The 24944-nt window shown below is 70.6% G+C and carries 18 protein-coding genes and 1 pseudogene; 17 read left to right on the top strand and 2 right to left on the bottom strand.

From position 1 onward, the window contains the following. The first annotated feature begins 314 nt into the window (after nucleotides 1-314). Nucleotides 315-2174 (top strand): sensor histidine kinase, encoded by a 1860-nt coding sequence (locus FHY05_RS21130; protein ID WP_183946418.1) that lies wholly within the window; start codon nucleotides 315-317, stop codon nucleotides 2172-2174. A gap of 96 nt (nucleotides 2175-2270) precedes the next feature. On the opposite strand, the gene FHY05_RS21135 is transcribed toward FHY05_RS21130, so the two are convergent. Next, a complete protein-coding gene (locus tag FHY05_RS21135; protein WP_260181760.1) occupies nucleotides 2271-2597 on the bottom strand; it encodes a multidrug efflux SMR transporter in 327 nt (108 codons plus the stop codon). A 789-nt stretch (nucleotides 2598-3386) separates the two neighbouring features. Between FHY05_RS21135 and FHY05_RS21140 the strand changes: the two genes are divergently transcribed. From FHY05_RS21140 to FHY05_RS21180, 10 genes and pseudogenes are all read left to right on the top strand, one after another. Beyond that, the gene (locus FHY05_RS21140; RefSeq protein ID WP_183946420.1) at nucleotides 3387-5690 is read left to right on the top strand and encodes a TonB-dependent receptor; all 2304 of its coding nucleotides are present in this window, start codon (nucleotides 3387-3389) and stop codon (nucleotides 5688-5690) included. A 161-nt stretch (nucleotides 5691-5851) separates the two neighbouring features. Next, nucleotides 5852-7258, top strand: coding sequence for an alkaline phosphatase (gene phoA, locus FHY05_RS21145; protein WP_183946421.1), 1407 nt, complete (start codon nucleotides 5852-5854; stop codon nucleotides 7256-7258). A gap of 189 nt (nucleotides 7259-7447) precedes the next feature. After that, nucleotides 7448-7879: pseudogene (locus FHY05_RS22725) on the top strand (aminotransferase class V-fold PLP-dependent enzyme); the annotation flags it as partial. A gap of 119 nt (nucleotides 7880-7998) precedes the next feature. After that, a complete protein-coding gene (locus FHY05_RS22730) occupies nucleotides 7999-8154 on the top strand; it encodes a hypothetical protein (protein WP_260181761.1) in 156 nt (51 codons plus the stop codon). A 152-nt stretch (nucleotides 8155-8306) separates the two neighbouring features. Beyond that, nucleotides 8307-8861, top strand: a complete 555-nt coding sequence (locus FHY05_RS21155) for an RNA polymerase sigma factor (RefSeq protein WP_183946422.1) — start codon at nucleotides 8307-8309, stop codon at nucleotides 8859-8861. After that, nucleotides 8858-9709: a FecR domain-containing protein gene (locus FHY05_RS21160; protein WP_183946423.1), complete on the top strand. Its 852-nt coding sequence runs from the start codon at nucleotides 8858-8860 to the stop codon at nucleotides 9707-9709. Before FHY05_RS21155 ends, FHY05_RS21160 begins: the two co-directional genes overlap by 4 nt. Before the next feature lie 200 nt (nucleotides 9710-9909). Beyond that, entirely contained in the window at nucleotides 9910-12888 is a 2979-nt protein-coding gene (locus tag FHY05_RS21165; protein WP_183946424.1) for a TonB-dependent receptor, read from the top strand. A 76-nt stretch (nucleotides 12889-12964) separates the two neighbouring features. Further along, nucleotides 12965-13801, top strand: coding sequence for an NPP1 family protein (locus FHY05_RS21170; RefSeq protein WP_183946425.1), 837 nt, complete (start codon nucleotides 12965-12967; stop codon nucleotides 13799-13801). A gap of 105 nt (nucleotides 13802-13906) precedes the next feature. Next, nucleotides 13907-14443, top strand: a complete 537-nt coding sequence (locus FHY05_RS21175) for a hypothetical protein (RefSeq protein WP_221191359.1) — start codon at nucleotides 13907-13909, stop codon at nucleotides 14441-14443. Between the two features lie 320 nt (nucleotides 14444-14763). Further along, nucleotides 14764-15444 (top strand): PEPxxWA-CTERM sorting domain-containing protein, encoded by a 681-nt coding sequence (locus FHY05_RS21180; protein ID WP_311732549.1) that lies wholly within the window; start codon nucleotides 14764-14766, stop codon nucleotides 15442-15444. A gap of 209 nt (nucleotides 15445-15653) precedes the next feature. Here FHY05_RS21180 and FHY05_RS21185 read toward each other — a convergent pair whose 3' ends face one another. After that, a complete protein-coding gene (locus FHY05_RS21185) occupies nucleotides 15654-16937 on the bottom strand; it encodes an amidohydrolase family protein (RefSeq protein WP_409321852.1) in 1284 nt (427 codons plus the stop codon). A 315-nt stretch (nucleotides 16938-17252) separates the two neighbouring features. On the opposite strand from FHY05_RS21185, the gene FHY05_RS21190 reads away from it, so the two are divergent. The 6 genes from FHY05_RS21190 to FHY05_RS21215 all read left to right on the top strand — a co-directional run bounded on the left by FHY05_RS21190 (nucleotide 17253) and on the right by FHY05_RS21215 (nucleotide 24940). Then, nucleotides 17253-17525, top strand: coding sequence for a PadR family transcriptional regulator (locus tag FHY05_RS21190; protein WP_183946429.1), 273 nt, complete (start codon nucleotides 17253-17255; stop codon nucleotides 17523-17525). After that, nucleotides 17522-18166: a hypothetical protein gene (locus FHY05_RS21195; RefSeq protein ID WP_183946430.1), complete on the top strand. Its 645-nt coding sequence runs from the start codon at nucleotides 17522-17524 to the stop codon at nucleotides 18164-18166. Before FHY05_RS21190 ends, FHY05_RS21195 begins: the two co-directional genes overlap by 4 nt. Beyond that, complete coding sequence (locus FHY05_RS21200; protein ID WP_183946431.1) at nucleotides 18166-19269, top strand: acyltransferase; 1104 nt, start codon at nucleotides 18166-18168, stop codon at nucleotides 19267-19269. Before FHY05_RS21195 ends, FHY05_RS21200 begins: the two co-directional genes overlap by 1 nt. After that, nucleotides 19266-21800, top strand: coding sequence for a hypothetical protein (locus tag FHY05_RS21205; RefSeq protein ID WP_183946432.1), 2535 nt, complete (start codon nucleotides 19266-19268; stop codon nucleotides 21798-21800). Before FHY05_RS21200 ends, FHY05_RS21205 begins: the two co-directional genes overlap by 4 nt. Before the next feature lie 451 nt (nucleotides 21801-22251). Beyond that, nucleotides 22252-23397 (top strand): hypothetical protein, encoded by a 1146-nt coding sequence (locus tag FHY05_RS21210; RefSeq protein WP_183946433.1) that lies wholly within the window; start codon nucleotides 22252-22254, stop codon nucleotides 23395-23397. Between the two features lie 196 nt (nucleotides 23398-23593). Next, nucleotides 23594-24940: a hypothetical protein gene (locus FHY05_RS21215; RefSeq protein WP_183946434.1), complete on the top strand. Its 1347-nt coding sequence runs from the start codon at nucleotides 23594-23596 to the stop codon at nucleotides 24938-24940. The last annotated feature ends 4 nt before the right edge of the window (nucleotides 24941-24944 follow it).

Raw genomic sequence — 24944 nt, forward strand, 5'->3', positions numbered from 1 at the left:
TCCGGCTCCTACCCATGGAGACGATGACCGCTCGTGTCAGCTCGACCAGGGCCATCCGTCGTTCCGACGGACCGCACACTGGCGCATCGACCATGCACGCACACACGCGCGATCAGTCGATCGCTCGACGTTACAATGACTAACTTGATGAAGATCAAGGAGGAAATTTGGCGAGCCGTGCGCGTTACCTCGGCTGCACGAGCATACCGTCTCTGCTGCCTTGATCTCCAACCGAGTGCCTCGCGCGTGACAAAGGAGCCGTTTTCCTGACGAGCCTTTCGCGGCCGACCTCGATCCCCGACGCGACGTCGGACGTGGATCCGACGAGCCAGGGTTCTGCGAACCGACTCAACGTTCTCGCGGCGTGCAGCGCGTTCACGTCCCTGCTGATCGGCGTCGTCGTGATGCTCGGCTGGATGCTGGGGGACACGGCTCTCACGCAGTTCTTCACTCCGCGCAGCGCGATGCAGCCCCTCACCGCGGCCAGCGCCATTCTTCTCGGGGCGAGCGTCCTGAGCGCCAACGCCCGACGCATCCGGCTCGCCGCAGCGACCGCGCTGCTCGCCGCCGCCATCGCCGCGCAGTCGCTGGCGGAGCACGTCCTCCACCTCGATTTCGGCACCGATCTGCTGCTGTTCCCGCGCGCGGTCGCCGCCCAGCCGGTCCGTTACGCTTATCCCGGCCGCATGGCCGAGCCGACCGCGGCGTCGTTCCTGCTCATCGCGGTGGCAGTGCTGCTCGCCTTCCGCCGCGGACGGCGCGCGAGCCTGATACTCACCGCCTGCGCCACCGCGGTGCTGATGCTGGTGACGGTCGCGCTGTTGAGTCACCTGTACGCGGTCGCGCCGCTCAACGGGGTCCTGGGCTTCACGCAGGTCGCCGTGCCGACCGCACTCGCGCTGGGAGCGGGCGCGGTCGGCACGCTCGCGCTGCGGCCGAACGCCGGGTGGCTCGGCCTGCTGGTCGGGAGCAGCGTCGCGGCGACCGCCGCGCGCTGGCTGGTACCGACCGTCGCGATCGTGCCCGCGGGTGTAGGTTGGCTGGCCTCACGCGGCTCGGACGTCGGCCTGTACCCAGTCGACTTCCGGCTCGCCTTCACGACGGCCCTGACCGTGATCTTGCTCGTCGCGCTCGCCCTGTGGGGCACGAGGCAGCTCGACAAGCTGCTGACCGTGCGCCGCGCCACCGAGGCGCTGCGTGAGAGCGAGGCGACCTTGCGCGCCTTCTTCGAGACGGAGGGGTTGCTCGCCTCGATCGTCGAGCTGCGCGGCGACGATGCGCGGTACCTCACCGCGAACCGCGCACTGTCTCGGCTGTACGGACACGAGGACGTCAGCGGCCTCAGCATCCGCGACGTGCAACCGCCGGAGACGGCCGCGGCTTTTCTCCAGCGGCTGACGATATCACGAGGAAGCGGCGTTCCCACCAGCCTGGAGCGATCGATCGACGCTGCCGGCGGCGTACGGTGGTTCACCGTGACGATCAGCCCGATCGCTGGCAGCCCGCCCGACGCCCCGCGCTTCGCCACCGCCGCGCTCGACATCACCGACCGGAAGCGCGCCGAGTCGCAGCAGCAACTGCTGCTCCTCGAGCTCAATCACCGCGTCAAGAACACGCTCGCCGTCGTGCAGAGCCTGGCGCAGCAGACGTTTCGCGGCGACCAAGCCTCGCCCGCCGCGCGACGCGCGTTCGACGCGCGCCTGGCCGCGGTGGCGGCGGCGCATCACCAGCTCGTGCGCCAGGACTGGCGCGCGGCGTCGATCAACGTGCTGGTCGCCGACGTGGTCGGCCCAGGATGCGGCGCCAATGCCGAGCGCTTCGATATCGCCGGCCCGGACGTCATGCTGCCGCCGCGCACCGCGGTGTCACTCGCGCTCGCGCTGCATGAGCTGTGCACCAACGCGGTGAAGTACGGCGCGCTGTCGAACGACACGGGCCGGGTCGACGTAAGCTGGACGCTCGTCGGCGCGAGCCCGGACCGGCTCCGGCTGATCTGGCAGGAGAGCGGGGGGCCGCCGGTCACGGTGCCTTCAGCCCGCGGCTTCGGCTCACGCCTGATCGAGCGGGCTCTCGCCGCCGAGCTCGAGGCGCCCGTGGAGCTGAGCTTCCAGCCCGACGGCGTGCGCTGCGTCATCGAGACGATCTTCGCGGACGCGGCGGTGAGCGAGTCCTGAGAAGCCGGCCGGGCAGCCACGCGCCAGCAGGGCCGTGCGCCGCTGCCTGCTGGCGGTGCCGATCGCCCGCTCGCGTGCCCTCGCCGGCGCCGCCGCTCAGTGCCGTGCGCCCGAGAACAGGTTGATCACCACCGTGCCCGCCAGGATCAGAGCGATGCCGAGCAGCGCCGCCGCGTCGAGCCGCTGGCGGTACACGACGAAGCCGACGAGCGAGATCACCACGATGCCGATGCCAGACCAGACGGCGTAGGCGATGCCCATCGGGATAACGCGAAGTGCGAGGGACAGACAGTAGAAGGCCGCGACATAGCCCAGCACCACCACGACGGAAGGCAGCGGGCGGGTGAAACCAGCGGCCGCCTTGAGCGCCGAGGTGGCGATGATCTCGAACCCGATCGCTCCCGCAAGATACAACCAATGCAACTGCAGCGCTCCTGCCCCTCTCATCGCGACGAGAGCAGTTCAGTGCCGTCTCGTCGCCCTTCGCTCACCCAGCCCAGGGACCTAGAAGGTGATATCCGAGCCGTCGTCGTTGTCCGACGTTCGTCTGGGCGGAAACGCCGATGCCCGGCTCGCGCGCCTCCCGCCATCTCCTTCGGCTTTCCCGACAGCACCCGGTTCCGGGGATCGGGCCCGCGCTCACCGCCATCACCGCCCTGTTGCCGTCGAACAGCATCACCGCCGCCGGATTTCCCGTGAACCGGCGAGCGGCGAACGCGTCGACTTGGAACAGGCGGGCTCGCATCGCTCCAAGCTAGCGGGCGGTCGGCGGCGCTTCCAGCGTGTTCGCTCCAGGCTCGCTCGCTCGTCCATCTCGCCACATCCGCCATCGCCCGCCGGGGCCATCGGGATGACGTCAGCGCGGAGGCGCGCGGTGGAAGCGCGCGCGAGCTTCGTCCGATGCTCGAGCACGACCGCCTGCACCGCACCGTCGCACCGTGCCCCGCCGACGCGAGTCCGCTCCTGACCACGTCTCGCGAACCTTCGGTGAGAACGAACTGCGCGGCCGATCGCACCTCGCCAGCGGCAAGTGTGCGATCGATACCTGGCGAGCGACGAGCGACCAGGGCCGCGACCAACCCGCGGCATCGCCGGCGATTGTCACGGTTCCGTAGCGCCCTCGTCATCGAAGCGACCCGAACCCTGCCTAGGCGGGACGCCAACGGACGCCGCTCGAGCGGCGACACCCTGACATCGACAGGTAGGACCCAGATGGTTCCGAAGATCCTTCTTCTCGCCTCGGCGAGCGCCGTGATGGTCATCTCCGCGACCGCCTCGGCGCAGACGATCGCTCCCGCTGGCACTGTCGGGGACGGCGGGGGGGCGCGGGCTGCGGACGTCGAGGACGAGATCGTCGTCTACGGCAACGGCGAGGTGCGTCAGGAGCAGACGGTATCGCGCAAGGCGATCGAGATCCTCCCGCCAGGTAGTTCGCCGCTGAAGGCGGTCGCGCGCCTGCCCGGCGTCGCGCTGCAGAGCTCGGACCCGTTCGGCAGCTACGAGCTCGGCACGCGCCTCTCGGTGCGCGGCTTCAACCAGAGCCAGATGGGCTACACGCTCGACGGCGTCCCGCTCGGCGACATGTTCTACAACGGCCACAACGGCCTGCACGTCAGCCGCGCGATCGCGGCCGAGAACATCGCGCGGGTCGACGTGTCACAGGGGGCGGGATCGCTCGGCATCGCCTCGACCAGCAATCTCGGTGGCAACCTGGAGTTCGTGTCGCGCGCCCCGTCAGAGGTGCCGAGCGGTGAGGTGGCGCTGACGTACGGCATGTACGACACCGTCCATCTCTACGGTCGGCTCGACAGCGGCGAGCTGCCTACCGGCACGAGGCTGTCGGTCTCCGGCGTGGTCCACGACGCCGGCAAGTGGAAGGGCTTCGGCAATCAATCCGACACGAAGGTGAACGGCAAGATCGTCCAGGCGATCGGCACCGCCACGCTGACCGGCTGGCTCAACTACTCGCTCCACAAGGAGCGCAACTATGCCGATCTGTCGCCGGCGACCCTCGATCGCGTCGGTTACGATCTCGATTTCCTCCGCCCCGACTATGCCACCGCCATCCTTCTCTCGCAGATCAGCGCGAACCAGACGGCGCGCGCGGCGAACCGGGCGCTGCCCTTCCCGACGGCGGGTACGGCCTTCCCCTCGCCCTACAGCAACGTCAACGACACCTATTACGACAGCGGCGGCATCCGTCGCGACTGGCTCGGCGCCCTGACCCTCGACGTGCCGGTCTCCGCCTGGCTCGACGCGACGGCGACCTATTACCACCACTACGACAAGGGCAGCGGCGGCATCTACACGCCCGCGGTGTTCTCGCCCGATGGCTTCCCCCTCTCCGTTCGCACCACGGAATACGGGATCAAGCGCGACGGCGGCATCGCGAAGGCGACCGCGCGGCTGGGCGCGCACACGATCCAGCTCGGCTTCTGGCACGAGGACAATCGCGCGAGCACCGATCGCAACTATTACGCGGCGAGCCTCACGAACCGTCCCGACGTGACCGCCTTCCTCACGGCGGCGTTCAGGAGCGACTTCCTCACCGATCTCACGACCGTGACGAACCAGTATTTCGTGAGCGACAGCTGGCAGGTTCTCGACGCACTGACCGTCGCCGGCGGGTTCAAGGGCACGCGCGTGGCCAACGGCATCACGACGACCTTCGGCACGCCGTTCATCAACGGACGGATCGCCGCCAAGGACTGGTTCCAGCCGCAGGTCGGCGCGACCTACCGGATCGGCCGGCAGGAGCTCTTCGCCAATTACGCCGAGAACATGCGCGCCTTCATCAGCTCGTTCCGCGGGCCGTTCGGTACGACCCAGGCGGGCTTCGAGGCGATCCGCGACACGCTGAAGCCGGAGACGTCGCGCACGATCGAGGGCGGGTGGCGCTTCGACCTGGGCCGGCTGTGCGGCGTGGTGGCCGGCTACGACGTCACGTTCAGGAACCGGCTGCTCGCCGCCTTCAGCGGCGCGAACATCCTGGGCAATCCCAGCATCCTGCAGAACGTGGGCAGCGTGACGAGCCGCGGCGTCGAGGTGGGCGCGACCTATCAGGTGGCGCGGCCGCTCGCGCTGATCGCCTCCTATTCGTACAACGACAGCACGTACGACGACGACACGATCAACGGCACCGCCTTCGTGGCGACCAAGGGCGTCCGTACGGTGGACACGCCGGCGCACCTGGCCAAGGGCGAGATCAACTACGACGACGGTGCGGTCTTCGGCAACGTCGCCGGCGCCTATACCTCGCGACGCAACGTCACCTATACCGGCGACGTCACCGTGGGAGGCTACACGCTGTTCGACGCGGCGATCGGCTACCGCTTCCCGGCCAACAGCACCTTCGGCGGGGTCGAGATCCAGGTGAACGCCGTCAACCTGACGGACGAGCGCTACATCGCCGCGCTCGGGTCGGGGCAGTTCTTCAACACGGCGGCGTCGCTCAACAACACGCTGCAGGCTGGTTCGCCGCGGCAGGTCTTCGGAACGGTCCGACGACGCTTCTGACCTGGACTGCTCAGACGATCGCACTTGCGATCGGCCGCCTGCCCCTGTCAGACCGCCCGTGCCGATGCTCGCCGGGATCGCAGAGGATCCGCGCCCAGCTCTGACACCGCACCGGTCGTGATGATCTCGCAAGAAACGCCATGATTCTCAGGAGAAACACCATGTTCCCGCGTCTCGCTCTGGCCGCGCTGCTCGCCGGCACCGTTCAGCCGGTATTGGCGCAGCGCGCCGTGCCCGACCTGTCGCGCGCCGCCGCGGGTGACCTCAGCCAGCCCGGCGGCGCGCGGCGGCTGCGCGGCGACATGCGCGCCGCCTATCGCGCGCTCGCCTCGGACGGTGAGGTGCGCAACGTCATCCTGCTGATCGGCGACGGCATGGGCGATTCAGAGATCACGCTGGCGCGCGACTATGCCGAGGGCGCGGGCGGCTATTTCAAGGGCATCGACGCGCTGCCCTTCACCGGCCAGTACACCCATTACTCGCTCGATCGCGCCACGGGGAAACCGAACTACGTGACCGACAGCGCCGCCTCCGCGACCGCCTGGGCGTCAGGCGTGAAGAGCTACAACGGCGCGATCGGGGTCGACATCCGCGGCCTTCCCCATGCGACGTTGCTCGAGCGCGCCAAGGCCGCCGGGATCGCCACCGGCGACGTCTCCACCGCCGCGATCCAGGACGCCACGCCGGGCGCCCAGCTCGCGCATGTCGTCCAGCGCAGCTGCTTCGCGCCGGAGGAGACGAGCCGGACCTGTCCGCAGAACGCCTTGGAGCAGGGCGGCGCCGGGTCGATCACCGAGCAGCTGCTCGCGACCCGCGCCGATCTGGTGCTGGGCGGCGGCGCCGAGAGCTTCGCCGAGACCGCGCGGGCCGGTGCGTACAAGGGCCGGACGCTCCTCGATCAGGCGCGCGCGCGCGGCTATCGCATCGTCCGCACCGCCGCCGAGCTGGACGCGGTGCGCCGAGCCGATGCGCGACAGCCGCTCCTCGGGTTGTTCGCGGAGGGCAACATGCCGGTGCGCTGGACCGGGCCGCGCGCCACCCACCACGGCAATATCGACCGGCCGCCCGCCACCTGCCAGCCCAATGCCGAGCGCACCGCCGCGACGCCGACGCTGGCAGCGATGACGAAGAAGGCGATCGCGCTGCTGCGCGGCCGGCCCAAGGGCTTCTTCCTCCAGGTCGAGGGCGCCTCGATCGACAAGCAGGACCATGCCGCCGACCCGTGCGGCCAGATCGGCGAGACGGTCGACCTCGACGAGGCGGTGCAGGCGGCGCTCGCCTTCGCCGAGGCGGACGGCCACACGTTGGTGATCGTCACCGCCGACCACGCGCACACCAGCCAGATCGTCGGCAACGGCACGCGCGCGCCCGGCCTCACCGCCGCGCTCGCCACGCGCGAGGGCGGTGTGATCACGGTCAACTACGGCACCGCGGAGGAAGGCTCGCAGGGTCACACCGGCACGCAGCTGCGCATCGCGGCTTACGGTCCGCGCGCGGTCAACGTGAGTGGCCTGCTCGACCAGACCGACCTGCACTACATCATCCGCGACGCGCTCAAGCTGAGATGAGGGAACGACTATCGAGCGGCTACACCGCGCGGGCCGGCCGAACCGCTCGCCGTGAACCCGTCGCGGTGCGCGGCGCGCGTCATCATCCTGTCGCGCTAAGCTCCCTGACCTGACATGTCGCGCTCCTAACGCGCTGCGAACGCGTGCCGCTGGAGCCGCGCCGACCTGATCGACACCTACGATCGCGCGATGCGCGACGCGCCGCGCCTCCGCCTCATCCTGCTCACGCATCTGAGCCATCGCACCGGCCTGGTTCTACCGGTGCGCGAGATCGCCGCCGTCGCCCGGGCGCGCGGCGTGGACATGATCGTCGACGCCGCGCACGGCTGGCAGCAGCTCGACTTCACCCTGCCCGACCTCGACTGCGACTTCGTCGGCCTGAACGGGCACCAGTGGCTGGGTGCGCCGCTGGAAGTCGGGATGGTCCACGTCCGCGGTACCGCGCTCGCTCGGATCGATCGCGACCCCGCGGAGGAGCTTGGCGCCGCCGGCTCACTCCGCCATCTGGTTCACACCGGCACGCTCGACGATGCCGCACGGCTGACCGTGCCCGCGGCCCTCGCGTTCCAGCGCGCGATCGGCCGACCCCGCCGCGCCGCACGGCTGCGCTGGCTGCGCGATCGCTGGGTCGCCGCGGCGCGGCGGATCGACGGCGTCGAGGTTCTCACACCGGACGACGCGACGCTGCACGGCGGCATCACCCGTTCCGGCTGCGCGGTGTCACCGACAGGAAGGGCAACATGGCGCTGGCCGCTCGACTGCTGGACCAGCACGGCATCTTCACGGTCCACCGCGACGGCCCGGCCAGGGGCGCCTGCGTCCGGGTCACGCCCGCGCTCTTCACCCAGGCGTCCGACGTCGCCGCGCTCGCGGCGGTCGCCCGGCCGGCGGGATGACGACAGCCGCGCCCCGCGTCGAGTGCCACGCCCATGGCGCGCCGGCACCTTCGGGCCGATCAGCGTCGCTCACGGCGCGAGACTGTCACGGCGGCTTCACGAACGCCACATAGGCCAGGTCGCATCGTCCCCGACAACGCGCGGTGTGCAGCATGGCAGGATGGCGCGACAATGCCGCTACTCTTACGCCGGTCGAGTCGTCGATCGGGCTGGAGATGCCCGACGCGGCGCTCGAACGCGCGCTGCGCGCGTTCGTGGCCGGGCGCGTGCGTCAGCCGGCCGATCGCGACGACGTCGTGCAGGAGACCTATGCGCGCCTGTTCGGCTACCAGGCGATGCGGCGGGTCGGCGACGTCAAGGCGCTGTGCTTCGCGATCGCGCGCAACCTGCTGCTCGATCACCATCGCGCGGCGCGACGCGGCGAGACGGTCGAACTGGACGAGGCGGTGGCCTGCCCGTTGCCCAGCACCGAGCGGATCGTCGCGTTCCGCCGCGCGGTCGCGGTGCTCGCCGGTGCGCTCGAGCGCATGCCGCCGCTGCGGCGCGAGATCTTCCTGCGCAAGCGAGTGGACGGCCTCACCACCGCCGAGATCGCGGATGCGCTCGAGATGAGCCTGGCCGCGGTCGAGAAGCACGTCGTTCGCGCCTTCGCCGACCTGCGCGCGGCGCTCGCGCGGCGCGGCGTCACGCTGGCGGACGGCGCGTGAGCGCGCCGGCTGGCGACGCGCTCGTCCTCGACGAGCAGGTACTCGGCGACGCGCTGCGCGAGGCCGCGGCGCGCTGCGGCCGGCTCTCGGACGATCAGCTGCGCGCGCTCCGCCGGCGGCGCCGCACGGTCACGCGCGCGGCGGGCGGAGTATTGGGCGCGGCCGGTGCGCTGTGGCTCGCCGCCCCGGCGTGGCGAAGCGCGGTGGCGCCGCCCCCGGCGGCCTGGTCGCGCACGCTCGCGACCCGCGCCGGCGAACGCGGCACGCTGACGCTGACGGACGGCTCGACCGTGCGGCTCAACGGCGCGACGCGGGTGCGCGTGACGTATCGCGCCGGTGTACGTCGCGCCGAGTTGCTCGCCGGCCAGGCCTTCTTCGACGTCCGGCACGACGCCGCGCGCCCCTTCACCGTCGTGGCCGGTCGGACCAGCGCGCGCGTGCTCGGCACCGCGTTCGACCTCGACCTGACGCGGCGCCAAGTGGCGCTGTCGGTCTACCGCGGCGCGGTCGGCTTCGATCCGGCGGGCACGCGCGGCGTGGTGGTGCGGGCGGGCTACCGCAGCAGCATCGCCGCCGGGGTGGCGAGCGCGCCCACGCGCTTCGACGCCAATTCGCCCGACTGGCGCGCGGGCTGGGTCGACACCGACGGCATGCGGCTGGACGACCTGGTCGAGGTGCTCGACCGCGCCGGCGCGAACGTCGCCGTACCGCGCGAGCCGCTCGCCTCGACTCGCGTGTTCGGACGCTTCCGCACCGATCGGCCGCGCGCACTGCTCGGCGCGATCGGCGCGGGCTTCGGCTTCGCGGTCGCGGAACACGACGGCGAGCTGGTCCTGGAGCCGCACTGAGGCGGTCGACCCCGCGGCCGCTCTCGCCCCCGCGCGTCATCCCGCGCTCGTCTCGGCCCCCCGCCCGCGCTGTCGATCGCAGCGCTCCGGCTCACGCCCGGGCGGCACCGCTCGACCCCGAAGAATCACTGTCCGGATCGCGGCACCGCCGACGTCTTCCTCGCGGGCGGCGCGAAGATGCGTCGCACGTGGGGGAATGTATGAAGCTTCTGGTTGGTACCTCGGCTCTCACCGTCGCGCTCGCCGCGCCCGCGCAGGGACAGGCGGAGGCGCCGGCGGTGGCCTTCGCGATCCCCGCGGGCGACCTCGGTACCGCGCTGTCGCGCTACTCGAGCGTCACGGGCATGCAGGTGATCGCCGCGCCCGCGCTGGTCGTGGGTCGCCGCACCGCGGGGGTGAGCGGCAGCTACACGCCGCACGACGCGCTCGCTCTGCTGCTGCGCGGCTCGGGGCTGCGCCCGATGGCGCGCGACGGCGTGCTGCTGCTGCGCGAGGAGCCCGCGCGGCCGCGCCCCGCGGGCGCCACCGCGGCGGACGTGCCCGAGCCCGCCCCGGTCAGCGACGGCGCGCCCGACGCGCTCGCCGACGTCGCCCCCGGCGACATCGTCGTCACCGGCTTCCGCGGCAGCCTGCTCGCCGCGCAGCAGCTCAAGCGCCGCGCGGTCGGCACCGAGGACAATATCCTCGCCTCCGACATCGCCGCCTTCCCCGATCTCAACCTCGCCGAGGCGCTGCAGCGCGTGCCCGGCGTGGCGATCAACCGCGACACCGGCGAGGGCCGCCAGATCACGCTGCGCGGGCTCGGCCCCGATTTCACGCGCACCCAGCTCAACGGCATGGAGGTGCTGGGCAACACCGCCTCGGGGATGGACAATCGCGGCAACGTCAGCCGCACGCGCGGGTTCGACTTCAGCCTGTTCGCGTCCGAGCTGTTCAACCGCGTCAGCGTGCAGAAGAGCTATGCCGCCAACCAGGACGAGGGCGGCATCGCCGGCACGGTGCAGCTCTACACCGCGCGCCCGTTCGACTATGACGGCCCGCGCGTCGTGCTCTCCGCCAAGGGACAGACCAACACCAACACCGACGGGGTGACGCCGCGGCTGGTCGCGCTCCTCTCGCAGCGCCAGGGCGACGTGGGCGCGCTGGTCTCGGTGGCCTACTCCAAGATCCGCAACAACGAGTACGGCTATCGCAACTGGAACTGGGGCAAGGTCACCTACGGCGCGCGCAACATCGGCGCCGAGATCGACGATGCCACGCGCGCGCTGCTGCGCGGCGGCACGATCTTCGCGCCGCAGGCGCAGTCGCCCTCGACCTGGTACACCGAGCGCGAGCGGATCGGCGTCACCACCGCGCTGCAATACCACCCGGGCGAGCGGTTCACGCTCGACGTCGACCTGCTCTACGGCCGTCTGTCGGACGACCGCGACGACTGGGCGATCGCGGCGGGCGGGTATAACGCGCTGACCGGCAACGTCAGCGGCACGCAGGTGATCCGCTCCGCGACGATCGAGGGCAACTCGCTGGTGGCGGCGAGCTACAGCGGGATCGACCAGCGCACCGAGCACCACCGCGTCGTCAACTCCACCGACTTCTACCAGGCGGTGGCCAACCTCGGCTGGCAGGCGAGCGATCGGCTCAAGCTGACCGCGCTGGCGGGCTATCAGAAGTCCGACTTCGCGCAGCCGGTGTTCGACAAGGTGTTCCTGCAGGCGCGCAACACCGCCTTCGGCTTCGACATGCGCCCGACGATCCCGCGGAACAGCTACGGCTTCGACCTGACCGACCCGTCGCTGTGGAACGTGCAGCGGCTGGTGACGCAGGAGAACACGATCCGCAGCGACTATACCAACGCGCAGGTCCAGGCGGTGTACGACGCCAGCGACATCCTCAAGCTGGAGGTCGGCGGCGAGTACAAGCGCTTCACCAACGGCGGTTACCAGTATCTCACCAACATCTTCTACGGCACGCAGGCGACCGCCGACCGCGCCGTGCCCGACTCGCTCAAGTACGAGATCAACCGCGACAGCCTGCTGCCCTACGTCGGCGGCGACGTCGACGGCATCTACGCGCTGCTCGGCAACAACCGGGATCTCACCCGCGCCAACCTGACCGCGGGCAGCGACTTCGGCATCGTCGAGAAGACCTGGGCGGGGTTCGCGCAGCTCGACCTCGACACCTATGTCGGTGCGATGCGGCTGCGCGGCAACGCGGGCGTGCGCTACTATCACACCGACCTGACCTCGCGCGGGTCGCTGGCCACCGCCACCAACGGCGTCACCACCTTGGAGCCGGTGACCGCGCGGACCAGCAGCGAGGACTGGCTCCCCGCGCTCAACGTCGCGCTCGACCTCACCCAGCGGCTGGTCGCGCGCGGCTCGGTGGCGCGCAACGTCAACCGGCCCGGCCTCGCGCAGCTCGCCGCGGCGGGGACGCTGACGGTGGCGCCGTTCGGCGGCACCGTCTCGGTCGGCAACCCCTATCTCGCCCCGTTCCGCTCCACCTCGGCCGAGGGCGGGCTGGAATATTACATGGACCGCAACGGCTTCGCCTCGGTCGGCTTCTTCTGGAAGGACCTCGACAGCTTCATCACCTCGGAGACGTCGCAGGTGCCCTACAGCGCCACCGGCTTCCCGGTGTCGCTGCTGCTGCCCGGCCAGGACGGCACCACGCCGTACAATTACACGCGCCCGATCAACGGCGAGGGCGCGAGCATCCGCGGCGTGGAGGTGGCGTTCCAGCACGACTTCACCTTCCTGCCCGCCCCGTTCGACCGGCTCGGCGCGGTCGCCAACGGCACCTGGATCGCCGGCGACCAGAACGCGGTGTACAACGGCGTGAGCGAGCGCATCCCGCTCTACAACCTGTCGCGCTGGGCGGCGAACGCGACGCTCTACTTCGAGACCGAGCGCTTCGGCGCGCGCGTCTCCACCGCCTATCGCAGCCGGTACCTGACCGGCGCGGGGGGCAATGCCAACGTCGGCGAGGGCATCCGCCCGACCAACAACGTCGATTTCCAGATCCGCTACAGCCCGACGCCCAACCTGCGCTTCGTCGCGGAGGGGATCAACGTCACCAATCAGGCGATCGAGCAGTTCACCGATCGCACCGCCGACCGCACCCTGGTGTACACCACCAGCGGGCGGATCTTCACGCTCGGCGTCACCACCACCTTCTGACCTCGACGCGCGCGGCACGGACCGCGCGCGGGAGTGCGTGTGCGTAGCCTGTCACGAACGATCCCGGGAGATGACCATGACGACACGATCCTTCCTCGCCGCGCTGGGTGCCGCGGCGGCGCTGCTCGCGCCCGCCGCCGCGCCGGCGCAGGGCTGGCCCGCCCCGGTCAACCCGCTGCCCGAGCGCGCCACCGCGCTCGACAAGCGCTTCCAGCCCGCGATCGACTTCGACACCGACGTCTGCTTCAACGTCGCCGCGGTCGACTACAACGGCAACGTCAGCGCGGCCGCCTCGACCTACGCCACGCGCCCGCCCGCCTCGTGCCGCAGCGCCGGCTACCTGCGCAGCAGCAACGTCTACGCGCGCAGCCGCTGCAACAACGGCTATTGCGGGCGGGTCTACGCCTATTTCTGGCAGTCCGACTTCAGCCACGCCTACGACTGGGAGACGATCATCGTCTGGACCACCGACGCGGGCAGCGGCAGCCGCGTCGTCGGCGTGACCCGCGGCGACCACGGCGACTGGGACACGCGCGCGGTGAGCGGCGGCCAGCTGCGCTTCGTCAGCGACACGACCGGCGAGCACGCCAAGCTGGTGTTCCACTACGAGACCTGGGGTTTCTCGCACCTGTTCCGCTTCAGCAAGACCGACGGCAGCGACGAGCCGGCCGAGAACGGCACCGGCCAGTCGGTGATCCAGCCGCTGGTGAGCTGGAACGGCTATCCCTCACGCAGCGTGCGCGACCGCGTGGCCGGCTACGACTTCGGCAGCGGCAATTTCGAGATCAAGGACGCGCGCTTCGCCACCACCTTGGCCAACGCCAACAAGAGCAACATCGCGCCGGGCTTCGATCCGACCCTGGACGCGGGCAACGACTCGCCGGGGTGCCCAAGCGGCGCGACGACCTGCTGAGCCGCCGGGAGACGCCCTCTCCCCGACCGGTTGGGCCATGCGCCGTCATCGCGTCCGGCGGGGCGGGATGACGGCGCATGGCCTCCTCAGCTATGGAGACGCAAGGTGATGACCATCGTCCGCCTGGCTCGTTCGAACCGTCTACGCCGCGTCGGCGCGGCACTGCTCGTGCTCGCGACGGCCGGGCTCGCGATGTGGGCGGTCACGCCTCCGCGGCGCACGACCGCGCGCACCGACGCGGTCACCGTGGTCGCGGCCGCGCCCGTCGCGTCCCGGGCGCAGGCACCCATGCGCAGCCCCCCCACTTCCGCGCGCGAGCGCCCCGCGCCAGCGCCGCGCGTCGCCGTGGCGGCGGTGCCGCCTGGCCTGGTCCGGGCGCGCGTCACGCGCGCGCACCCGCTGCTCGCCGACGTGGCGATCGCGTGCTCGGCGGACACCTGCACGCTCGAGGCAACGGTACGGCCGGCGCTGGGCCAGGCCGCACTCGACGAGCGCCAGGCGATGCTGCTGGGTGGACTTGCGACGACGCTCGCGGACTCCGGCTACCGCATGGCGGTCCCGTTCGCCTTCGACGAGACGGGCGACAACGTCTTCCACCTACGCGCCGCGCTTACCCCAGCCGCCGTGACACCAGGCGCGTGACGGGCCGCCTGCCGGCCCGTCTAGCCGCGCCACGAGGGTGGCGAGGACCTTGAAGCGATCATGAGGCACCTGGTGCGGGTGCGCCTCGCGACCCCGGCCTCCGTTCGGCTCCCCCGGTCCGACGATCGTTGTGCCCTAGATCGAGACGGACCGGCGAGCGTACCGATTGCCGGACGGCGGGCGCGCCGCTCATCTTCCCCACGGTGTAGAAGCCGATTACGCTGCATCGCGATCGTCGGTCACCGGGGGGATAGATGAGGTTCACCATTGTCGTTGCTGCCGCTCTGGCAGCCGCTTCTGCGATGCCCGCTCACGCGGCCGTGCTCGAGTTCACGGGCAGCGGCACGATCGATGATGTGGTCGGCCGACTTCCGACGACCGGCATCGCGCCGATCGGGGGATCGACGACGATCCGCTTCAACCTCGATACCGCCGCATCGACCCTCTACGAGTCAGGCGTGGACTACGCCGTCTACGACCTGGCGGTGACCGGTGTCGCCGCGACGATCGGCGGCTACACCTTCACGCCGAACAGCGATACGCTGTTCACCCCCGCGCTCACGATCGACAAGGGCTTCTCCTTCTTCGGCGGGATCAGCTCGGAGGCATCGTACGCGGTCGGCTTCTACCTCTCCGACGTGCCGCGCTCGGCCGGTGGGGAAAATCCCTTCGACGTGGCGACGGGCAGCCGCGGCACGCTCTCGATCCAGGCGCTGTTCAAGGCGGATGAGATCGGCGACTGGGACCTCTCGCTCGGCCGACTGCCCGATCTCAGCAGGGCGGCCAGCCAGTCTCTCGCGTACGTCACTCGGGACGCCGCGACGGGTCGATCGGGGCAGCTGCGCGGCCGCTTCTCGGGGACGTTCAGCCCGAACGTCGCGGCCGTGCCCGAGCCGGCGACATGGTGCCTCTTGCTCCTCGGCTTCGGGCTCGTCGGCGCCGCGCTGCGCCGCTCGCCGCGGATCACGTCTGCCCGAACCGGTAGTTCGTCTACGCCGTAGAGACACAGCGCCGGGTCGGGGAACGGCCGGCCCGTCCGGCCGGCGACCGCCGCCAGCTCGGCGGGCACGCGACCCTCGAGCGGTCACGCAGCACTCGCTGCGGGACACCAGCTCGCGACGTTCGTTCGGGGGGAGCGCGTCGGACAGCTCGCGTCGTTCCGGCTCGCAGAGCGGCGGCAGTCCTGCCGGCGTCGGACGCCGGCGCCGCGCTACGGTGCGACGATCGTGCCGTTCTTCATCACCAGCCGCACGCTGCGGAGCGCAGCGAGGTCGACGGTGGGATCACCCGAGAGCGCGACCAAGTCCGCGAGCATACCCGGCCTCACCGCGCCAAGCCGATCACCGACGCGCATCCAGCGCGCGTTCCCCGAGGTGGCGGCAACCAGAACCTCCGCCGGCGTCATGCCGGCCGCCGCCATCAGCGCCATCTCGCGGGCGTTGCTGCCGTGGGCATAGACGCCCACATCGCCGCCCATGCAGATCGGCACGCCCGCCGCGCGCGCGCGGCGGAAACTCTCGCGCGCCGCCCGAACCGCCGGCGGCGCCGGTTCGTCGCCGGCCCAGCCGCGGTAGCGCGCGCTCGCGTCCGCGGCGGCGAGCGTCGGGCACAGCGTGATCCTCTTGGCGGCCATGCTGGCGAAGATCGACGTCGTCCCGCCATAGCCATGTTCGATCGTGTCGACGCCGGCCTCGATCGCGCGGCGCATGCCCTCCGGCGTAGACGCGTGCACCGCGACCGGGCGCCCGGCGTCGTGCGCCGCCGCGACCGCTGCCCTGATCTCTTCCAGGCTCAACGTCGGGCGCGAGTCCTCACCGGCGCGCCAGCGATAATCGGCGTAGAGCTTGATCCAGTCGGCCCCGGCAGCGATCTGCCGCCGGACCGCGGCCGCCATCTGCTCGACTCCTGACACCTCCTCCGCGCCCTGCGGGATCGCTACGCCGGGCTCGAAGCCTTTCGGACCGTAAGCGCCCAGCGCGACGATCGCACGCGTGGCGACGCTCAGGCGCGGCCCTTCGACGATCCCCTGATCGATCGCTTGCTTCAGGCCGACGTCGGCATAGCCCGCCCCCTCGGTGCCGAGGTCGCGCGCGCTCGTGAAGCCGGCGCGCAACGTAGCCCTGGCATGGGCGACCGCGCGCGCGGTGCGCAGCGCGAGCGGTTCGTGCAAGACCTGATCGTCCCAGCTCGCCTCGTCATAGGGGTGGAGGAAGAGGTGGCCGTGCCCTTCGATCATCCCGGGCATCAGCGTGTCACCGGCGAGGTCGACGATGCGCGCGTCGGCCGGGGCGCTGAGATCCGGACCGACCGCGACGATGCGCTCGCCACGCACCAGCACCTGCCAGCCGGCGTGGACCTTGCCATCGACGCCATCGAACACGCCGGCAGGCCTCAACAGCAAGGGCACGTGATCGGCCGACGCTCCCGCACCGGACGTCGCCGCGGAGGCGGCGGCGAGCAGCAGCGCCGTCGCCAGGGTCAGCGCTCGCCTCATCATCCGTCTCTCCGATCCACGACGAGCGTGACGAGTAACCGTCTTCGCCGCCTGTGCATACCGTCGCGGCCGACGACCGAGGTGGCGATGGCCACCGCTGCGCCCCAGCCCATAAAGAGCCCGACACCGACGCCCCGCCGGCCCCGGCGAGGCTCGACCGCCGTTCGTCAGCCATCCCCGAGTCCGGGCAGTCGCCTGCCACGGCGGCTAGCGTTCGCCGGTGACGGGCAGGGTCGACGAGAACCCGGCTTGCCACTTTAAGTCTACATATGTATACCTGCCCGGGTGGTTCGCTCCCGACGCCCGTCCCCGCAGATGATCGCGCTCCTCCTGGCGCTGTTCGAGGCGGCACCAGGCTGGACACACGGCTACGAGCTGATGAAGGTCACGGGGCTGAAATCAGGCTCGCTCTATCCACTCCTGCTGCGGATGACCGACCAGGGGCTGGTCGAGGCGGAATGGCGCGAGCCCATCGTGGTGGGACGGCCGCCGCGTCATGCCTATCGGCTGACCGCGCCGGGGCTGGCGTTGGCGCGCGAGGTGAGGAACGTTCCCGCGCGCGGCGGGGCGGCGGCGCTGCCGGCATGACCGCCTCGCTGGCGCGCCTGGTGATGAGGGTAGCGACCGCGAGCCTGGGTCCGCATCGTCGTGGTTGGAAACAGGCGATGGAGGCCGAGCTCGAAGAGGCGATGGCGGAAGGCCACGGCCTCTCCTTCGCCACCGGTTGTCTGACGACGGCGTGGCGCGAGCTGCCGGCCCACGTGGAAGGGCGGCGGGTTCTGGCCAGCTACGCCTTGGTGCTGGGCTTGATCCTGCCGGCGACGGCGCTGCTGATGGCCGGCGTTCTCGCCGGCTACCCCTTCCTTCAGCCCTCCTGCCCCGACGCCATGGGCGCCTTCGCGAAAGTCCGGGGAATCGTACCGTGGCTGAACACCGGCAATGCCGCCGCGATGCCCGCGCTCACGCTCATCGTGTTGCTGCGCGTCGGCAGCGACGTGCTGGTCGCATGGTTCGCGGCGGAGCGAGATTGGGCGCGGACGGCCGCCGCCCAGCGTTTCGGCGCGGCGACGACCGTCACGCTGGCCACGTCGGCTGGCCTGATCCTGCTCGACGGGACCTGCGCCTTGCTCCCCGCCCTGACCTTGGCGATCGAGGCCCTCGCCGTCGCCTCGCTGCGTCGCCTGCACGGCGTGGCCGAACGAGAGCACGCGGCGGGCCGAGCGACGTGATGCGGCGAGGTGGAGGCGCTCTCGGCGGGCCACCCCCACGTACTCCCCCGGCGACGCGCAGCGCGTCCGCGCCCCCGGACCTCCTCTACAACCTGCAGGCCCTGCGCGGCTATGCGGCGGTCAGCGTCGCGACCTATCACTTCGCGCTGATCCCGGCCGCATCGGTGCCCTGGCGTTACGGCAGCTTCGGCGTCGACCTGTTCTTCGTGCTCAGCGGCTTCATCATCGCGTGGAGCACGAGGGCCACGCACCATGGCTTTCTGATGCACCGTGCGATCAGGGTCCTGCCGGCCTACTGGATCGCGACCTGCCTGTTCGGCGTGATCGTGCTCGTCGCCATGCCCACCGACGCCGCGCTCGGCTGGATCGGGCGATCGCTCCTGTTCCTGCACGGCCCGGACGGCCGACCGCCGCTCCTCTTCGTCGGCTGGACGCTGGTCTATGAACTGGTCTTCTATCTGCTCTACGCCGGCGCGCTGCGCGCCGGACCGCGCCGCGCACCGCTCCTCGCGATCGCGGCATTGCCCGTGCTGGCTTACGGCGGGCGGCTGATCGGCGTTGCCCCGCGCGACTGGCCATTGCTGATCGAGTTCGGCCTCGGGCTGGCGATCTTCCTGTGGGTCGACCGGCGACCGACGCCGTTTCCGCCCGGCGCGGCGATGGCGCTGGTAATCGTAGCGGCCGCGCTCCTCTACCTGTTGGAACCCGGACGACACGGGCAGGACGGCGGCGTCGCCGACCTGATCCGGGTGGCGGCGCTCGGCGTGCCCGCCGCCGCGGTCGTGCTCGGGCTGGTGCAGCTCGAGCGCGCGGGCGTCGCGATGCGGAGCCGCCCCGTCGTCGCGCTGGGTGCCGCCTCCTACGCGCTGTATCTGCTGCACCCGATCGTCTTCTCCTTCGTCCTGCCCGTTCCCGCGGGATCGATCGCCCGGCGCCTCGCGATCTTCATCCTTCTGCTGGCGATCACCGTCGGCGTGTCGCTGGCGTTCCGCGCCTGGATCGAGGTGCCGATGCTGCGCCTCCTGCGGCGCCGGCCGACCGACATGGCGCCATCGACGAGCCAGGTCACCGCGAACCTATCGTCGGCGAAGGACGATGGGTGAGACGGTCTTGTACCGCATCCCTGCTGCTGGCGAGCTGGGTGGTGCTTCGCGCGTCGCATGCCGCTGCGCAGGGTGCACCTTCCGAGCTGCCGCACGCCGGCGATGACGCTGCACCGGACATCGTCGTCGTCGGCCGGCGCGGCTCGGCCGTCACCGACATCGCGCCGCTCGCCGTGCTCGACGCCAGCGCCATCGCCGCGCTCGGCGCGCAGAGCGTGGAGGAGGTGAACCGCGCCATCCAGGGCCAGACCCGGTCGGCCGACGGATCAGCGCCGATCCTCCTGCTCAACGCGCAACGCGTCTCGGGCTATCAGGAGATCCAGTCGCTCCCGCCCGAGGCGATCGAGAAGATCGAGATCCTGCCTGAGCCGGCCGCGCTGCGATACGGCTTTCCCCCGTCGCGACGGGTGGTGAACTACGTCACCAGACGCCGCTTCACCCAGATGGAAGCGCGCGCGGCGGTGGGATCGACGCTGCCGACCGGGCGCGGCACGATCAATGCTCGCACGGGCTACACCCGCCTGCGAGACGACGCGCGGCTGACCGCCAATCTGGACTATACCCGCTCCGATCCGCTCTACTGGTCCGACCGCGCACTGCGACCCGATCCCGATGTCCCGTTCGACGCACTAGGAAACGTGACCGGCCTCGGCGGTGGTGCGATCGATCCCGCCCTGTCCGCGCGGGCGGGAGGCGCCGTCATCATCGCGCCGGTCCCGGCCGATCCCGGCGCGCGTCGGACGCTCGCGGGCTATGCCGCGGCAGCGAACCGCCCGCGCCTGTTCGATTACGGGCGCACCCTCACGCTCGCGCCCGCCAACGACACGATCAAGGGCGAGGCGGTGCTGGGCGCTCGTGTCGGCGCGACGCTGGGCGGATCGCTGTCGCTGTCGCTTGAACACAGCCGCGATCGCTCGCTGGCGGGGCCGGCCTCCGCCTCGCTGATCGTGCCGCCGACCGGCCGCTACACGCCCTTCGACGGGCCGGTGGTGCTGAACCGCTTCCTCACCGAAGCGGCCCCGCTCCGTGTGCTCGACGGGCGCACCACGCTCGCCGTCGGCGCGACGCTACGCGGCGCACTCGCGGGCTGGCAGTGGGACGCGACCGTCTCGCTGAATCAGACCGTGCAGCGCGGCGTCACCGATCGGGCGATCGACCTCTCGGGTGCGCGAGCCGCGCTGGTCGGGGGAGCCGATCCCTTCGCGCCACTGAGCTCCGCGCTGCTCGCGGACCGGCTGGTCGACCGAACGTGGCAGCGTACCCGCACGCTCGCGGCCAAGCTCGTCGCCAGCGACGATCCCCTCCGCCTGCCCGCTGGCCGAGCGACCGTCACCGCCACGCTGGAGGGCACGCGATTGTCCGCCGCGTCCGCCCTGCGCGGCGTCGACACCTTCGATCTGCGGCTGGGGCGCGCCCAGGCCGAGGCCGGTCTGGCGCTCGACCTGCCGCTCACCTCCCGCGTCAACAACGTGCTGGCAGCCGTCGGCGACGTGTCAGCGAACGCGTCGGTGAACGTCCGCCAGGTCGAGGGCTTCGGAACGCTGTCCGACAGCACGTTCGGGTTCGCCTGGACCCCCTTCCGCGGGCTGCAACTGACCGGCTCCCTGCGCCGCAGCCGAGCGGCACCCGACCCGGCCCAGCTGTCCGCTCCGCCGCGCACGATCGAGAACGTGCCGCTGTTCAACCTCGCCAGCGGACGCACAGAGGTCGTGACGCTGTCACGGAGCGGCAACCCTGCCCTGCTGGCCGACCGCCGCGCGGTGCGATCGCTGTCGCTGACCTGGAAGCCTTGGCAGAGCAGCGAGCTGCGCGTGGGAGCGTCGTACGAGGCGACTCAGCTCCGCGACCAGACCGGCCTCCTGGCGACGCTCACGCCGCGTGCCGAGGCGCTGGTGCCGGGCCTGTTCGTCCGCGATGCTGATGGACGGCTGCGCTCGGTAACCTACCGCCCCGTCAACTTCGATCTCGAGCGTCAACGCAAGCTGCAGCTGACGCTGACCTCGACCGGCCGGATCGGCAGCCCTCCGCCGTCGTCGGGCGACGGCGCGACCGTGCCCGGGGACGAGCGGCCGAGCTACTACCTCGGGGTCGTCCCGACCTACGCGTTCGAAGACCGACTGCGGCTCCGCGAGGGATCCTTCTTCCTCGACCTGCTCAACGGCGACACGATCGGGAGCTACACGCCGCGCGTCTCGGGTTACGCCTATGCCGGGGTCAACAAGCGCGGCTATGGCGGAACGCTCGGCCTCTATTACGGCGGTGAACGCCTCATCCGCGGCGACGATCGGGTCAACGACCTGCGCTTTCGCCCCATCGTGCAGGTCGCCCTATCGGCCTATGTCCCGGTCGCCAGTCTGCTCCCCAGCCAAGACTGGGCGAGACACCTGCAATTGCGGCTGGAAAGCGCGAACCTCCTCGACTCTCGACAGGAGGTGCGGAACGGCGGCGGAACCACCCCGAGCCGGTATCAGACCGACCTCATCGATCCGCTCGGCAGGACCGTCACCGTGTCGCTTCGCAAACGGTTCTGAGGAGACGGTCTCCGGCTCTCGGTGGCGAGCCAGGATCGGCCAGTCGGGGGCCCTGCCGCGGCCTGAACCTTCTGTCACCCTGCGGGGGGTGCTGTCGCTCACCCCGCCGCCGTGGACCCCCGTCGCGACGCTATCCGGTCGCGAATCGCGTGTACTGATGGGCGCCCGCACACGCCAGCTGTACCGAAAACGAACATACGACCGAGTGACGATCGCTTAATCTCGCCGGGCGGAGCAGGCTGCGGCGCCGTCCAGTGAGGGCTGTACCACGGGAGCGCGTCCCAAATCGGGAGGCGATCAGGGGCACGAGCGCTTGCCCGCCCGACCGTACGGCTCATGCTGGCGTGAGTGCGATTGACCGACGGTGACGAACGAGCGGAGCGACGACGAGCAACCACCGCATCGAACAGGAGCGGACCGGGACAACCCGGCCGGAGCACAGGAGAGAGTGATGGTCAGCGTGCTGCATCCCTCGGCGATCGCGCCGATGATCGAGCAAGGCTACGTCCAGACCGCTGCCGCCATCGCTCCGCCGCACCCCGGGCCGCCGGCGCCGATCGCCGATGAGCACGTCGAACCTCTCCTCGATCTCGCCGGCGAGGTCACCGCCCTCATCGGCGCGGACGGCCTTCTGATCGCCTCCCCGCTTCGAGACGGTCGCGCGACCGTGCTTGCCAGCACCGGCGCGTGCGCCACGACCGAGCGCGGCGAGGCGCTACTCGCGCTGCTCGCCCGCGGCGATCCCGGAGCGGCGGCACGGCCGGCCCCCGCATGGCTCAAGGTCGGCGCGGCGTCACCCGGCGCGGAGGTGCTGCACGCCGGAGTGACGACCCCCGACTTCGCGATCGATATGCTCGCGCTGTACGAGACCAGCGACGCGGCGATCCGGGCGCGCGGCTGCGAGCAGGTCACGCGGCTGCTGCCGCTGTTGCGGTCATCGCTCGCGCTCTGGGCCGAGCGCACGCGCGCCCAGGCGCAGGCGCGCGGGCTCGCTGAGGCGGTCAACCACGCCGACGTCGGCGTGCTGCTGGTGAACGCGCGGGGCCAGTTGATGCTCGCCAACGCGGTCGCCGAGTCGCTGATGGCGCGGCAGGACGGACTCCGCCGCAGCGGCACGCTGCTGAGTGGCGGCCGACTGCCCGACACGCTGCGCCTGCAGACGGCGATCGATCATGTCGTCGGCGGGGGCGGCACGGCGCGCGGGCGCGGCACCGCGCCCGTGATCGCGCTGAGCCGCGCCGACCGGCGACCGCTGCTGGTCGCGATCGTCGCCACCGAGCAGCCGCCCGCCGGCGCGGAGGACTGCGCCGCGATCCTCTACGTGTTCGATCCGGCGCAGGAGCTGCGCCGGCTGATCGAGCCCGTGTGCAAGCTCTACGGCTTGTCTCCGGTCGAGACCCGGCTCACCTGCCTGCTCGCCGACGCGCTGAGCCTGGCCGATGCCGCCGCGGCGATGCGCGTGCGCGAGCAGACCGCGCGCTCCTATCTCAAGCAGATCTTCCTCAAGACCGACACCAACCGGCAGGCCGAGCTCGTGTGGCTGATGCTGAAGAGTGCGGTGCGCGTGGCGCCGACCTGCCGCACGTCTTTCGTGTGAACACCCCCTGAACGAGGGGGGCGGCTTTCCCCGAACGAGGGCAAGGGAATCACTTATGTCGGGGCAGAGAAGCGTCGGCGGAGTCCGCATACCCATAGCGTACCGAGGATACGGTGCCGCACCGCTCCTCCGACGACGGCGACGTCGCGCGGTCAACAGGGGGCGTGGCGATCACGTGATAGCGAGGAACGCCGACATGAAAGCACAATTTTTCCGCTCCTGCTCCGTCGCCGCGCTGCTGATCGCAGCCCCCGCGGTGGCGCAGACCGCCGATCCCAGCAACGGCGCGAGCGCGGGGCAGAACGCCGCGGCGGGCGGCTCCACCGCCTCGACCGACAGCTCGAACAACTCGACCAACGATTGGTCGAACAGCTCCACGAACGATAATTCGAACAGCTCGACGACGGACAACTCGAACAGCTCGACGACCGACAACTCGAACAGCTCGACGACCGACAACTCGAACAGCTCGACGACCGACAACTCGAACAGCTCGACGACCGACAACTCGAACAGCTCGACCAACGACTATTCGAACAATGCGGTGACCACGTCCGACAGCTCGAACAATTCGACCAACACCGCCGACAGCTATAACACCTCGACCTCGGACAGCTCGAACAACTCGACCACGACCACGACCACGGACGCATCGGACAACTCGACCACGGACAATTCGGCGACCACCAGCGACAGCGGCAATGCCAGCGCCTCGGCGGGGCAGGTCGCGGCGAACAACAGCGCCACCGCTACGGACAACACCGACAACTCGTCGAGCGACTCCTCGAACAGCTCGACCAACACGACCGACAGCTACAACGACAACTCCACGACGACGACCACGACGACCGACGCGTCGGACAACTCGTCGACGGACAACTCCGACAGCTCGACGACGGACAACTCGAACAGCTCGACGACCGACAACTCGAACAGCTCGACGACCGACAACTCGAACAGCTCGACGACCGACAACTCGAACAGCTCGACGACCGACAACTCGAACAGCTCGACCAACAACAGCAACAACGACAGCTCGACGACGACGACGACAGACGCGTCGAACAACTCGACCACGGATAATTCCGACGACTCGACCACCGATAACTCGAACAGCTCGACCAACGACAATTCGAACAGCTCGACGACCGACAATTCCGACAACTCGGTCAACGACAGCAATAATGACAGCTCGGACAACTCGACCGACAATTCGGTCGCCGACAGCAACAACGACAGCTCGGATCACTCGATCTCGCTGGTCGGCACCTCGGCGACCGCCTCCGCGTCCAACGCCAACGTCTTCGGCGACAACGCCATCGTCGCCAGCTCGACGCTGTCGAGCTACGTCACCGGCGTGTCGGTGACCTTCGGCGGCGGCGGCGAGGGCGGCACGCCCGGCGCGGCCAACCAGCTGAGCAACAGCGGCGGCGCGTTCCAGAACTATGCCGGCATGCAGGCGCTCAACCAGAACACCGGCGTCGGCGCCTCGCAGAACGCGAGCGTGTCGGTCGCGGTGTCGACCGGCGACGTCGCCTTCTGACAGC

It is taken from the genome of Sphingomonas sp. BK580, assembly GCF_014194975.1.
Classification (GTDB): Bacteria; Pseudomonadota; Alphaproteobacteria; order Sphingomonadales; family Sphingomonadaceae; genus Sphingomonas.